The organism is Sphingomonas sp. AOB5, from assembly GCF_029433115.1.
GTDB lineage: Bacteria > Pseudomonadota > Alphaproteobacteria > Sphingomonadales > Sphingomonadaceae > Sphingomonas.
The window spans coordinates 12,820-26,618 of sequence record NZ_JARNTV010000016.1 but is presented as its reverse complement, the minus strand read 5'-3'; the positions used below and the strand labels follow the sequence as shown (position 1 = coordinate 26,618).

Annotated in this window: 11 protein-coding genes; 5 read left to right on the top strand and 6 right to left on the bottom strand. The window is 65.6% G+C overall.

Annotated features, from left to right (window positions below):
• The first annotated feature begins 3 nt into the window (after positions 1 to 3).
• From P1X14_RS09300 to P1X14_RS09290, 3 genes are read left to right on the top strand one after another with little or no spacing between them, the layout of a single operon-like run.
• Positions 4 to 1,317, top strand: coding sequence for a nucleotide sugar dehydrogenase (locus tag P1X14_RS09300; protein WP_277315065.1), 1,314 nt, complete (start codon positions 4 to 6; stop codon positions 1,315 to 1,317).
• Positions 1,314 to 1,907 carry an acyltransferase gene (locus P1X14_RS09295; protein ID WP_277315064.1) on the top strand — a complete coding sequence of 198 codons (594 nt, stop codon included), beginning with the start codon at positions 1,314 to 1,316 and terminating at the stop codon, positions 1,905 to 1,907. Before P1X14_RS09300 ends, P1X14_RS09295 begins: the two co-directional genes overlap by 4 nt.
• On the top strand, positions 1,888 to 3,042 hold the full coding sequence (locus P1X14_RS09290) for a DegT/DnrJ/EryC1/StrS aminotransferase family protein (protein WP_277315063.1): 1,155 nt from the start codon (positions 1,888 to 1,890) through the stop codon (positions 3,040 to 3,042). Before P1X14_RS09295 ends, P1X14_RS09290 begins: the two co-directional genes overlap by 20 nt.
• Positions 3,043 to 3,051: 9 nt before the next feature.
• Here P1X14_RS09290 and P1X14_RS09285 read toward each other — a convergent pair whose 3' ends face one another.
• Genes P1X14_RS09285 through P1X14_RS09270 form a run of 4 tightly spaced genes read right to left on the bottom strand, consistent with a single transcriptional unit; the run spans position 3,052 to position 8,781 of the window.
• Positions 3,052 to 4,311, bottom strand: a complete 1,260-nt coding sequence (locus tag P1X14_RS09285) for a hypothetical protein (protein ID WP_277315062.1) — start codon at positions 4,309 to 4,311, stop codon at positions 3,052 to 3,054.
• Positions 4,308 to 6,530, bottom strand: coding sequence for a polysaccharide biosynthesis tyrosine autokinase (locus P1X14_RS09280; RefSeq protein ID WP_277315061.1), 2,223 nt, complete (start codon positions 6,528 to 6,530; stop codon positions 4,308 to 4,310). The genes P1X14_RS09285 and P1X14_RS09280 overlap by 4 nt, the downstream gene beginning before the upstream one ends.
• 14 nt (positions 6,531 to 6,544) lie before the next feature.
• On the bottom strand, positions 6,545 to 7,276 hold the full coding sequence (locus P1X14_RS09275; RefSeq protein WP_277315060.1) for a polysaccharide biosynthesis/export family protein: 732 nt from the start codon (positions 7,274 to 7,276) through the stop codon (positions 6,545 to 6,547).
• Between the two features lie 17 nt (positions 7,277 to 7,293).
• A complete protein-coding gene (locus P1X14_RS09270; protein ID WP_277315059.1) occupies positions 7,294 to 8,781 on the bottom strand; it encodes an O-antigen ligase family protein in 1,488 nt (495 codons plus the stop codon).
• A gap of 204 nt (positions 8,782 to 8,985) precedes the next feature.
• Here P1X14_RS09270 and gmd point away from each other — a divergent pair, with 204 nt between their 5' ends.
• Together gmd and P1X14_RS09260 are read left to right on the top strand one after the other, a co-directional pair.
• On the top strand, positions 8,986 to 10,059 hold the full coding sequence (gene gmd, locus P1X14_RS09265) for a GDP-mannose 4,6-dehydratase (RefSeq protein WP_277315058.1): 1,074 nt from the start codon (positions 8,986 to 8,988) through the stop codon (positions 10,057 to 10,059).
• Positions 10,056 to 10,991, top strand: a complete 936-nt coding sequence (locus tag P1X14_RS09260) for a GDP-L-fucose synthase (RefSeq protein ID WP_277315057.1) — start codon at positions 10,056 to 10,058, stop codon at positions 10,989 to 10,991. Before gmd ends, P1X14_RS09260 begins: the two co-directional genes overlap by 4 nt.
• Before the next feature lie 140 nt (positions 10,992 to 11,131).
• On the opposite strand, the gene P1X14_RS09255 is transcribed toward P1X14_RS09260, so the two are convergent.
• On the bottom strand, positions 11,132 to 12,529 hold the full coding sequence (locus P1X14_RS09255) for a UdgX family uracil-DNA binding protein (RefSeq protein ID WP_277315056.1): 1,398 nt from the start codon (positions 12,527 to 12,529) through the stop codon (positions 11,132 to 11,134).
• Positions 12,529 to 13,773 carry a putative DNA modification/repair radical SAM protein gene (locus P1X14_RS09250; protein ID WP_277315055.1) on the bottom strand — a complete coding sequence of 415 codons (1,245 nt, stop codon included), beginning with the start codon at positions 13,771 to 13,773 and terminating at the stop codon, positions 12,529 to 12,531. The genes P1X14_RS09255 and P1X14_RS09250 overlap by 1 nt, the downstream gene beginning before the upstream one ends.
• Positions 13,774 to 13,799: the final 26 nt, after the last annotated feature.

Genomic DNA, 13,799 nt, shown 5'->3' with positions numbered 1-13,799 from the left:
CACATGCTCGACCGGCTTCTCGACCGAGTGGACCAGCGCGATTTCACTATCGGCATCATCGGCCTCGGCTATGTCGGCCTGCCCCTCGCGCTGACCGCCGTCAGCCGCGGCTTCCGCGTGCTCGGCTTTGACGTCGAGCAGAGCCGCGTCGAACAGCTGATGGCCAGCGAAACCATCATCAAGCACATCTCCGGCGAACAGTTCCGTCAGCCCATCGCCGACGGCAAGTTCGAGGCGACGGCCGACATGTCGCGCCTGGGCGAGCCGGACGCGGTGCTGATCGCGGTCCCCACCCCGCTCGACAAGCATCAGGAGCCGGACCTCACCTATGTCGAGAAATCGACCGAGGCGATCGCCGCCGCGCTGCGCCCCGGCCAGCTCGTCGTGCTGGAATCCACCACCTGGCCCGGCACCACGCGCGAGGTGATGCAGCCGATCCTCGAGGCCAAGGGGCTGAAGGCCGGCACCGACTTCTTCCTCGCCTTCTCGCCCGAGCGCGAGGATCCCGGCAATCCGGATTTCTCCAACTCGGTGATCCCCAAGGTCGTCGGCGCCGACGATGCGGATTCGCTGAAGCTGGCGGTGAAGGTCTATGACAATCTCGTCAGCCGCACCGTGCCGGTCACGTCCGCGGCCACTGCTGAGGCGGTCAAGCTGACCGAGAACATCTTCCGCTCGGTCAACATCGCGCTCGTCAACGAGCTGAAGATGATCTTCGACAAGATGGGCATCAATGTCTGGGAAGTGATCGAAGCCGCCAAGTCCAAGCCGTTCGGCTATATGGCTTTCTACCCCGGCCCGGGCCTGGGCGGGCACTGCATCCCGATCGACCCCTTCTACCTGACCTGGAAGGCGCGCGAGTTCGAAAGCCCCACCCGCTTCATCGAGCTGGCCGGTCAGATCAACACCAGCATGCCGCGCTATGTGATCGATCGTCTCGCCGAAGCGCTCGACCGTCAGACCGGCCGCGGCCTCAACGGATCGAAGATCCTGCTGATGGGCATGGCCTACAAGAAGAATGTCGACGACATGCGCGAAAGCCCGGCGCTCAAGCTCACCGAGCTGCTCGAGCATCGCGGCGCGACCGTCGACTATCACGATCCGCACATCCCCGAAGTGCCGATGACCCGCGACCATCCCGAATTCGCCGGCCGCAAGTCCGTGGACATCACTGCGGCCAATGTCGCTGCCTATGACGTAGTGCTGGTCGCCACCGATCATGCCGATGTCGATTGGGACCTGATCGTCGACAGCGCCAAGCTCGTGGTCGACACCCGCAACGTCTGCCGCGCCGCGGACAACGTCGCCCGGGCATGAGCAATCCCCAGATGCAGGAGCGTGCCGGCTTCCCGGGCGTGCTGATCCACGAGAGCAGCTATGTGGACAGCCCCGCCCGGATCGGCGTGGGCACCCGCATCTGGCATTTCTGCCATGTCCTGCCGAACACGGTGATCGGCGAAGGCTGCAGCTTCGGCCAGAATGTCGTCGCCGGGCCGGACGTGACCATCGGCGACCGGTGCAAGATCCAGAACAATGTCTCGATCTACAAGGGCGTCACCCTTGAGGACGGCGTATTCTGCGGCCCCAGCTGCGTCTTCACCAACGTCAACAATCCCCGTGCCGAGGTGCAGCGGATGGACGAGGCGCGCGACACGCTGGTGAAGCGCGGTGCCTCGATCGGCGCCAACGCCACCATCGTCTGCGGCCATACGCTGGGCGAATATTGCTTCATCGCCGCGGGCGCGGTCGTCACCGGCGATGTGCCTGCCCACGCGATGATGGCGGGCGTCCCCGCGCGCCGCATCGGCTGGATGAGCGTGGCGGGCGCGAAACTGGGCGACGATCTCGTCTGCCCCATCGACGGATCCAATTATCGGGAGGGCGCGAATGGCCTCGAACGCGTCTGAACTCCGTAAGGTCGCCTTTATCGATCTGGAGGCCCAGCAGGCCCGCATCCGCCCGCAGGTCGATGCAGCGATCAAGCGCGTGCTCGATCACGGCCAGTATATCATGGGTCCCGAAATCGCTGAGCTGGAAGCCGCACTCGCCAGCCTGAGCGGCGCGAAGCATGTGGTCAGCTGCGCCAGCGGCACCGACGCACTGCTGATCGGAATGATGGCGCTGGGCCTGAAGCCCGGCGACGCCGTCCTCTGCCCCGGGTTCACCTACACCGCCACGCCCGAGGCGATCGCGCTGCTCGGGGCCACGCCGATCTTCATCGATGTCGACGGCAGCGACTTCAATCTGGATCCTGCCGGTATTGCCGCGGGCACCGCGCTGGCCAGGGCCAAGGGCCTGAACCCGGTCGGCCTGATCGCGGTCGACCTGTTCGGTCTCCCCGCCGACTATGAAGCGATCCGCGCCGCCGCAGGCGATATGTGGATCATCGCCGACGCTGCCCAGTCGCTTGGCGCGGAAACGCCTGCGGGCAAGGTCGGCACCTTCGGCACGATCACCGCGACCAGCTTCTTCCCGGCCAAGCCGCTCGGCTGTTATGGCGATGGCGGCGCGATCCTGACCGACGATCCGAACCTCGCCAGCATCTGCGAATCGATCCGTCTCCATGGCCGCTCCACGATCGACAAATATGATATCGAGCGCATCGGCGTGAACGGCCGCCTCGACACGATCCAGGCAGCGATCCTGCTGCAGAAGCTGTCGATCTTCGAAGAGGAGATCGCCCTGCGCCAGCAGGTCGCCGCGCGCTACAACGCCGCCTTCGCCGATATCGCCGCCGTCCCGCCGATGTCGGAGGGCACCACGTCCGTCTGGGCGCAATATACGCTGAAGGTGCCGCCCGCGCGCCGCGATGCGATCATGGCTGCGCTCAAGGCAAAGGGTATTCCGACTGCGGTCTATTACCCCCGCCCGCTCCACCATCAGGGTGCGTATCGCCACTATCCGTTCACCGGAAACGGCCTGCCCGTATCGGAATCGCTGTCCGCCGAAGTGATGAGCCTGCCGATGCATCCCTATCTCGCCGAAGACGAGCAGGACTATATCATCGCCGGGGTACGCGAAGCGCTGCTGGCCGAGGCCTGACCGGCAGGTTCAGGGCGCGGGCGTAGCTGCCGGCGTCGGCAGCGGCGCAGACGAAGGCTGGGCACGCCCGCGAACGATCCGCAGTTCCGCGAGCAGGGCCAGCACCGGACCCGGCGCATCGATCGCCGACAATTCGACCTCGACCCAGTAGAAGCGGCACGGCGATCCCTCGGGAATGACGAAGGCGCGCTCGACATCGCTGGTCAGCCCCACGTCGAGCCGCGGCTGCGTTCCGCTGATCGCCTCGGCACAATGGACGCGAACCTGAATGTCGCTGCCAGTGCCCAGCGATTGCTGGCCCAGCTTCGCGTAAAGCACGTAATTGCCCGGCGGAATCGCGATCAGCTGGCGCGCCGCCACCGCCGACGAACCGGAGATCGCGTTCATCTCCAGCACGCCACGGCCTTCGTCGATCGCCGCGCTAACCCGGCCATCGCTGCTCAGCTCCCAGTCGAGCGGCGCAAGGCGCGTCACTTCGTTGAAGCTCGAATTGCGGACCAGATTGCCATTGTCCTCGGCAAACGGCTTCAGGTGCTTCTGGTAGCTGAGCGCAAGGTCCATCCGGCGGGCGGCCACGAATGCGGCCATCAGCAATTCGTCGGTCTGCCCCAGCTCTTCGGCACCCGCCAGCATCCGCGCGCGCAGCACTTCGGCGTTGGGCAGCGAGGCGGGATTGCCCGTCACCGCCTGCCAGAATGAAGGCGCCCAGCCCGGCTTCCGGCCCAGCATCTGCTGCAGGACCGGAAGCGTCTGAGGATCGATCAGCGCCTGTGCCAGCGCGGGCATATAGCGCTCCGACAGGCCCGGATTGACGCGCAGCGCTTCGTCGAGAAGGTTCAGCACCGGGCGCGCGCGGCCCTCGGTACCATAATGATTGATCAGCCACGCGTTCGCGACGAGCTGGTGCTTGTCCATCGCATTGGCGCGGATGATGATCTTCGCCGCATCCGGCGACGTGCCTCGCGACAGGCCGATCAGCGTCAGCGCGGTCGACGCCAGCGGCTCATGCCGCAACGCATTCAGCGCATCGTCCAGGCTCGCTTGCGATAGCTTGATATCCTTCAGGTTCTCGCTCTCGCGCGTCGCTTCGTTCGCCGCCAGCCGCTCATAGGCGAAGCCGTTGGCGGGGAAGAGCGCAGCCGCCACGCTTGGCCGTGGCGTCGCCATCACGCCGCCGAGCGCGGTCAGCCCGAGCCACAGCGCGGCAAGCGAGGCCAGCCCCCAGATCAGGATCGTCCGGGGCATGGAACCGGTCACGTCTTCGCTCATCCGGCGCTTCGCGCTTCCTGCTTGCCGCCGCGGCCATAGCCATAGCCGTACCCGTAACCATAGCCGTAAGTGTTGTTACGGTTGTCCAGCTTGGTGACCAGCGCGCCGAACACCTTGGCGCCCGGCAGTTCGAGCCGCCGGAGCGCGCCGCGGACCAGCCGCAGCTTGCCGACATTGGATTCGACCACGAACAGCACGCCGTCCACCGAACGGCTGAGTAGCGGCGCGTCGGCCAGGCCCAGCACCGGCGGCGCATCGATGATCACATGATCGAACGTCTCGCGCAGATGGGCGAGCAGGTCGCGGAACCGCTCGGACGACAACAGCTCGGCCGCGTTGGGCGGCATCGGGCCGGCCGTGATCATCGCGAAGTTCTGATCGCTCGGCCTCTGGATGACGTCGCCGATATTCGACGCGCCCGACAGATAGTTGCTCAGCCCCGGGCCGGTGTTCGAATCGATCAGGTCGTCCAGCCGCGTGTTGCGCATATCCGCGTCGACCAGCACCACCTTCGCGTCGGTCTCGGCAAAGAGGCGTGCCAGCGCATAGGCAGACAGGCTCTTGCCTTCGTTCGGGCGCGAGCTGGTGAGCATGAAGATCCCCGGCGCACCATGATCGGTGAGGAACGACAGGTTGGTCCGCACCGCGAGATAACTCTCGTAGAGTTGCGTCTTCTTGTCGCGCAGTTCCTCGGCCACGTCCTTGTCGTCGACGCGGGGGATCGTGCCGAGCAACGGCAGGCCCAGCTCGCGCTGCACGTCCGCCGGGTCGCGCAGGCTCTGGTCGATTTCTTCCGCGATCACCACCAGTGCGGCGGCCAGTATCAGGCCGATCAGCAGCGAAGTGCCCAGGCTGCGCGGCAGGCTCGGCTCGAACGGTCCGCGCGGTACATCGGCGGGATCGACGATCGCAATGTTGTTGGTGCCGACACCGGCAACGCCGATCTCCTTGTAGCGCTGGAGCAGGCCGTCATAGAGCTGGCGGTTGGTGTCCACTTCGCGCTGCAGGATCTGATATTCGATCATGTTGCTGCGCTGGATGTTGAAATCCTTGGTCAGCGCTTCCACGCGACGGCGGAAATCGGCTTCCTTCGCCTGTGCCGCACGCAGGATCGCGAGGGCGTCGCTGCGCGAGCGGCCACCTTCCTGCGCGATGCTCTGGTCGATCGAATAGATTTCGGTGCGCAGCGCCTCGGCCTCGGGATAGCCCGGCTCGAACTTCGTCAGCAGCGCCGAATAGCGTGCCGAAAGCTCGGCGCGGCGCTGGCGCAGGCTCGCAAGCGTGCTCTGATTCGCGGCGTTGGGATTGGCGGTGGCGGCGGCCAGCGCGCTCTCGGCCGCAACGCGCTCGGCGACGGCGGCGTTCAGCGCGTTATTCAGCGTGGCCAGATCGTCCATCACCATCGTGCGGTTGGTGCTGGTCTTGCCCTCGCCTTCGCTGGTCGAAAGCGTGACGATACCCTTGCCCGAGGAATAGGCGACCAGTTCGCGCTCGGACGCTTCCAGCCGGGTGCGCAGCTGGTTCAGACGCTGTTCCAGGAACCCGCGCGCATCGGCGGTGGTCGCGAAACGGCGATCGAGGTTGGACTGGATATATTCCTGGGCCCAGGTGTTGGCGATCTTCGCCGACAGCGCCGGGTCCGGGCTGCGGAAACGGATATCGACAAGGTTCGAATTGCCGACCGGATCGATCTCGATACCGCTCAGCAGGATCGTTGCCGCGCTTTCCAGCCGCGCCGATTGCTCGCGTGCGCTGCGGGTCTTCGGCGCCGCAGCACCCTCTTCCTTGCCGATGCCATAGGTGGTGAAAAAGGCTTCGCTGTTCTGCAGACCCAGCACCCGCGCCACCCGCTCGGCAAGCGAACGCGCCTTCAGCAGGTTGTACTGCGTTTCGTAGAACTGCAGGTCACGGCCGCGATCTTCGATATCGACGCCGTTGACGTTGGTCACCTTGGCCTGGCTGCGCGAGATCTCGATCCGCGCGGTCGCCATATATTGCGGCGTCGCCATCAGATAGGTGATCACACCCACGGTCACGCTGAGCAGCACGACCGCCAGGATCATCAGCCGGCGGTTGATTACCGCCTGGAAATAACGCTCGATCACCGACATGGCGCGCTCGTCGAGGCGCAACGGGCGGTAACCCTCGCGGATGTTGGCCGGTGCCGGCGCCGCCGGATCGAACGGAGCCTCTTCGTAGGTATAGCTGGGCGTATTCATGGAATGTGCGAGACCTACAGCGACTGGAGGGCGACGACGAGCGGCGCGGTGATCAGCGGAACGACCTGCAGGATATCCTGGAAGCGGCGACGCTCGGGCGAATCGCCGACGATCACGATATCGTTCGGGAAGAGTTCGGGATCGGCATAGGCACCGCGGCGGATCGCAGCGAGGTTATAGATGCCGACATAGCGCTGGCCCTGAACGGTGCGGAACACCACCACGTCCTCCAGCTTGGCATATTCGGCAGTGCCGCCCGCAACCGCGATCGCGCGCATCAGCGTCTGGCGGCCGACCACCGGATAATTGCCCGGACGCGCCACCTGCCCGTCAACGGTCAGGTTCGCGCTGTTCATCTGGGTCACGTTCACCGTGACCTGCGGCTCCTTGATATAGGGACGCAGCTTCTTCGACACTTCGTCCGCGATCTGGCGCGGCGTCAGGCCAGACGCCTGCACCACACCCGCCAGCGGGTAGGAGAAGGTGCCGCTCGCATCGACCGCCACGGTACGCTTCAGGTCCGGCACCCCATAGACGTCGACCTCGATCGAATCGAACGGGCCGACGACATAGGGATCGCCAGTGACGAAACGGTCCGCGGTGCTCGGCCGCGGCAGTTCGGAAAGCTGTGCAACCTGCAGCCCCGGCGCGCCGCCGATCGGCTGAACCTTGCTGCTGCCGCAGGCGGAGAGCAGCAGCGCTGCGAAGCAGGCGCCCAGTGCGGCAATGCCCGATCTGATCGTCATCCGGTCTCTCTCCAAACTCACCGCGTCTGCCCGCGATCGCGGGAAGATTCCTTGCGTGACAGCTTCACCCGCGGCTGGGGCGGGTCCGCAATCAACGCAACCATCAGCATCGCGTACACCATCATCGACGGGACGCGCAGCGGATAATCGAACAGGCTGGCGACAAGCAGCAGCCCCAGCACGCCGGCCGCCGTCAGCACCATGCCGGTGCGCGCAGGCTGCTCCTGCCGCGACTTCCAGTGCGCAAGGCAGCGCGCCGCCAGCCAGACCACGAAGCCGAACAGGATCAGCATCGCGGGCAAGCCACCTTCGATGATCCATTGCAGCCAGTCGTCATGCGCGTTGTTGACATATTCGCTGCGCAGCCACTCGCTCGCCTCATAGCTGCGATAGATATGCTCGAAGCTGCCGAAGCCGGTGCCGAACAGCCAGTGATCGTTCGCCATCGCGGCGATCTGCGGCAGGGTTTGCACGCGCAGTTCCTCGCCCAGAGACAGGGTGACGAGCCGGTCGAACGACGAGGATTGCGAAAACAGCGCGGCGCCAGCGAGCACCGCCAGCAGCACGATGCCGATAATCGGCAGATAGCCGGTCCACAGGCGGATCGGCCGGACATGCCCGTCCTTCGGCTCCATCAGCCGCAGCCAGATATATAGCGCCACGCCGAAGCCGACCGCCAGCATGCCGATCATCAGGCCCGCGCGCGATCCGTTGATCAGCAGCGTCACCAGCACCAGCGCAAAGACGCCGCCGATCAGCGCCGGCGCAACCGATTTTTCGCTGCTGCGGGTCAGGCGGCGAAGCTCGGCCAGAAGATAGGCACCGATCAGCAGCACGCTGCCGATGAACACCGCATTGTGATTGCGGTTCGAGAACAGGCCGACCGCATCGCCGAAATTGGTCGTGGCATAGAGATAGAGCGGCCCCTGCCCGCCGCTTGCGATCTGCGCGATGCCCAGCACGGCGCTCGCTGCGGCGATCATCAGGAACAGGCCGAACAGCCGCCGCCGGTCGGCTTCGGCCTGCACCGCGTACAACAGCAGCGCCGCCGCCGGCACGATCAGCGACGCCAGCGAATTCACCGTCTTGGACGGCGACAGCGAGATCGGACGCCAGATATCGCCCAGCCCGATCAGCCGATCGGTCGCCAGGATATCGGCACGCCCGGGCAGAGCGGACCACAGCCCGGTGGGCAGCGGGATCAGCTGGATCGCCATCCACAGTGCCAGTGCGATCAGCAGGAACAGCGGCACCCGCACTCGCGCCAGATCGCCCGGCACAGCCACGGTCAGCGCATAGGCGGCGAAGAAGGCGGCGGCCGGCCGCAGGATCACCAGCGACGCGATATCCTCACGCGATCCCCCGCCCGTCAGGAAGACGAAGGCGATGAATGCGGCGAACACCCAGAAGCGCGTCGGAATGTTGAGGAAGAGGCCATCCAGCCGCAGGCGCGGACCACCCGAAGCCCGGCGATGCGCCGGCGCGAATCTGGCAGTTCTCGACAACCTGGTACCCCTTGATGGCGTTGACGGCGCAACCCGGATTTCCGGTGCTGCCCGCGTCGGCTCGTCGGCGCGGTATAAGTCGCCGCTCCCGCTCCCGCAACCGGCATCTCACCGGGATTTCGCAGTCATTGCGGAGGGATAAACGCCCTTGGCGCGCCGGTCATTATCGGGCAGGGCAGCGCTCCCACCGGGAGGCAACCACGCATGAGCAGCAAGCGCCCCGTCGCGCTGATTACGGGCATCACTGGCCAGGACGGCGCCTATCTTGCGCGCCTCCTGCTGTCGAAGGGCTATGACGTGCACGGCGTGAAGCGCCGCTCCTCGTCCTTCAACACCGGGCGTATCGAGGATATCTATGAGGACCCGCATGTCGAGAATGCGCGGCTCAAGCTCCACTATGGCGACCTGACCGACAGCACCAACCTGATCCGGATCATCCAGGAAACCCGCCCCGACGAGATCTACAATCTCGCCGCGCAGAGCCATGTGCAGGTCAGCTTCGAAACGCCGGAATATACTGCGAACGCCGATGCGGTCGGCACGCTGCGCATCCTCGAGGCGATCCGCATTCTCGGCATGGAAAAGACCTGCCGCTTCTATCAGGCCTCCACCTCGGAGCTGTACGGCAAGGTGCAGGAAGTCCCGCAGAGCGAGACCACGCCCTTCTACCCGCGCTCGCCCTACGCCGTCGCCAAACTCTACGCATACTGGATCGTGGTGAACTATCGCGAGGCGTACGGCATGCACGCGTCGAACGGCATCCTGTTCAACCATGAAAGCCCGCTGCGCGGCGAGACCTTCGTCACCCGCAAGATCACCCGCGCCGTCGCCGCAATCAAGCTCGGCCGGCAGGACAAGCTCTATCTCGGCAATATCGACGCCAAGCGCGACTGGGGCCACGCCCGCGAATATGTCGAGGGCATGTGGCGCATGCTCCAGCAGGACGAGCCGGACGATTATGTCCTCGCCACCGGCGAGACGGTCTCGGTCCGCCAGTTCGTCGAATGGTGTTTCGAGGAAGCCGGCATCGCGATCGAATGGCGCGGTGAAGGCGTCGACGAGCGCGGCTATGACAAGGCGACCGGCGCCTGTCTGGTCGAGATCGATCCGCGTTATTTCCGCCCGACCGAAGTCGATCTGCTGATCGGCGACCCGACCAAGGCGCGCGAGAAACTCGGCTGGCAGCACAGCACCACCGCGCACGAACTGGCGAAGGAAATGGTGCAGGCCGATCTCAAGGTCATGGCCGATGCTCCGGTGGGACGCTCGAACGGATGAGCTACGATCTGGCGGGCAAGCGCGTGTTCGTCGCCGGGCATCGCGGCATGGTCGGCGGCGCGCTGGTGCGGCGGCTGGGCGAGGAAGGCTGCGAAGTCCTCACCGCCGGGCGCGACGAACTCGATCTGATCGACCAGCGCCAGACGTTCGACTGGGTGGAAAAGCAGCGTCCCGACGCGATCTTCATGGCTGCTGCCAAGGTCGGCGGGATCATGGCGAACAGCACCTATCCCGCCCAGTTCCTCTACAAGAATCTGGTCATGCAGGCGAACATCGCCGAGGCCGCGCGCCTCGCGGGCACCGAGAAGCTGATGCTGCTCGGCTCCTCCTGCATCTATCCCAAATTCGCGCCCCAGCCGATCGAGGAAAGCTCGCTCCTCACCGGTCCGCTCGAGCCGACCAACGAATGGTATGCGATCGCCAAGATCGCCGGAATCAAGCTGGGCGAGAGCTACCGCATCGAGCATGGCTGCGACTTCATCTCGGCAATGCCGACCAACCTCTATGGAATCGGGGACAATTTCGATCTGGAAAGCAGCCACGTCGTCCCCGCACTGATGCGCAAGGCGCACGAGGCGAAGCTCTCCGGCGCGAAACAGCTGGTGATGTGGGGCACCGGCACGCCCCGCCGCGAATTCCTCTATGCCGACGATTGCGCCGACGCTCTGGTCTTCCTGATGAAGGCCTATTCGGACGGCCCGCACGTCAATGTCGGCAGCGGCGAGGACCTCGAAATCCGCGAGCTGACCAAGCTGGTCTGCGAAGTGGTCGGCTTCGAAGGCGAGATCGTCGCCGACACCAGCAAACCCGACGGCACCCCGCGCAAGCTGATGGCCGCGGACAAATTGCGCGGGTTGGGCTGGTCGCCGAAGACGTCACTGAAGGACGGGCTGGCAAAGACCTACCGCTGGTTTTTGGAGAACCGGGCCTGACCCCAAAAATCCTCCCCCGGAGGGGGAGGTGGCAGCCGAAGGCTGACGGAGGGGGAGCGCCACGGGCGATATCGCTTGGGGCAAGCCCCCTCCACCGCTTCGCGGTCCCCCTCCCCCTCCGGGGGAGGATTGATCCAGCCCTAACCCAACACCCCCACCCGCTCCCAAACCCGCCGCAAGTCCGCGACGAACATCGCATATTCCTCAGCCCGCCGCGCCTCGTCCGGCAGCCGCAGCAAATAGCTGGGATGCACCGTCACCCACCCCTCCGACCCATCCTCCAGCACAATCGGCGCCCCGCGTAGCTTCGATATCGTCGCAGCCCTGCCCAGCACCGACTGCGCCGCGGTCGCCCCCAGCATCACCGTCACCGCGGGTTTCAAAATCTCCCGCTCCTGATCGATCCACCAGCGGCACGCATTGATCTCGCCCACGTTCGGCCGGTCATGGATCCGCCGCTTGCCCCTACGCTCGAACTTGAAATGCTTCACCGCATTGGTGACATACGCCGCCGCGCGATCCACCCCGGCCTCGGCCAGCGCGCGATCGAACAACTGCCCCGCAGGTCCCACAAAGACCCGCCCGGCCAGATCCTCCTGATCCCCCGGCTGCTCGCCGACGAACATGAGTTTCGCGTCCGCCGGTCCCTCGCCGAACACCGTCTGCGTCGCCGGCTGCCACAGGGGGCAGCGACGGCAATGCACCGCTTCCTCGTGCAGCGCCGCCAGCACTTCGGCAGCATTGCCCCGCACCGGCGCGGCCCGGGCGGTGGCAATCATCCCGCTCTCGCGCTTCTGCGCGGCCGCGATCAGCCCCGGCACCAGCGCGGTCTCGGGCATGTTCTTCCAATATTTCTTCGGCATCTCCTTGATCATCATGTCGATCTTCAGCCGCGCGGGATTGAAGGTGGAGCCGTAATAGGCCTTCCACACCGCCTCGATCGGGTCGCCTTCGGGCGCATCGCCGCGGCTCGCGGGCGGCCCCTCCAGCAACGCCTCGCCATCCCAGTGGATGCTCCCCTCCGGTGTCAGGATCGACCAGCGCATCGTCGCGAAGCGCCGCACGAAGAAGCCAGCATTGGCGCGCAGGATATGATGCTCGGGCTCGAACCAGGCGATGAAGCGCGGCACGCCATCCTCGTCCGCCGTCTCGCGAAAGCGCAGGAACGCCCGCATCTTGTGGATGTCGCGGCGCACCGCCTTGGCCATATCCTCCAGCCGCCGCCGCAGCGGATCGGCTTCGTCCTCGATCAGCCCCGCCTCGCCCCGCAGCCGCACCAGCATCGCGTAAAGCAACGCAAATCGCTGCGGATCGCGGTGCAGCACCACGCTCTCGGCAAGCTCGACGAAGCGGCGCGAGATGGCGATCGGTGCGGCGATCGTCGGCAGCACCTCGTCCGTATCGGCCAGCAGGTCGGTCGCCACATCGCCCACCTGCCACGTCACGCGATCCGGCGGCACCTCGGCCAGCGCCAGCGCCCGGGCAGCCGCACGCCACCCGTCCAGATCGTCCTCGGCCTCGAGACGCACCAGCACCATCAGGCAGCGAACAGCTCCAGCTGCTCACGCTTCGGCACGGAGACCGGCATCGCCGCATCCGCCAATGCCACCGGCCGCCAGTCTTCGGCGATCAGGAACGGCCGCAACTTCGCGATTCCCCGCGTCAGCCGCGCCACATCCTCCAGCCGCAACCGCCGCCAGCGCCGCGTGGCCAGGATGCCCTCGACAGCCTTCACCCCCAACCCCGGCACCCGCAGCAGCGCCTCGCGCGGCGCGCGATTCACATCCACCGGGAAATTCCCGCGAAAGCGCAGCGCCCAGGCCAGCTTGGGATCGATCTCCAGCGGCAGCATGCCCGTCGCCGGATCGGCCGCCGCCGCCACTTCGCCCGGCGCATAGCCATAGAAGCGCATCATCCAGTCCGACTGGTACAGCCGATGCTCGCGCATCAACGGCGGGCGCTTGAGCGGCAGCACCGCGCTGGCATCGGGAATCGGGCTGAACGCCGAATAATAGACGCGGCGCAGCGCATGCCGGTCGTACAGCGACGCTGCCCGCGTCACGATATCGCGATCGGTCGCAGCGTCCGCCCCCACGATCATCTGGGTCGATTGCCCCGCAGGTGCGAAAGAAGGCGCCGATCGATAGCGCTTCACCGCATCCGCCCCATCCGCGATTCCAACCTTCAGCGCGCTCATCGCCCCTTCGATCCGCCCGGCATCCTTTTCCGGCGCCAACCGCGTCAGCCCGGCGACCGTCGGCAACTCGACATTGATCGACAGCCGGTCAGCATGCCGCCCCGCCGCTTCCAGCAGCAGCGGATCGGCATCGGGGATCGTCTTCAGATGGATATAGCCGCGAAAGCCATGATCCTCGCGCAGCGACCGCGCCACCTCGACGATCTGCTCCATCGTATAGTCGGACGAGCGGATGATGCCGGAGGAGAGGAACAGCCCCTCGATATAATTGCGCCGGTAGAAAGCGAGGGTCAGGTCGACCACTTCCTTCGCGCTGAACCGCGCCCGGCGCACGTTCGAGCTCTTGCGGTTGATGCAGTAATGGCAGTCGAAGATGCAGCTGTTGGTCAGCAATATCTTGAGCAGCGAGATGCATCGCCCGTCGGGCGCATAGGCGTGACAGATGCCCATCCCCTCGGTCGATCCGATACCGTCCTTCTTCCCCGCCGAGTTGCGCTTCGCCGTCCCCGAAGACGCGCAGGACGCGTCATATTTCGCGGCATCCGCTAGGATTTCGAGCTTTTCGCGAACATCGAGCCGGGCCATTTGTTCATTATATGTTCCGATCCAGA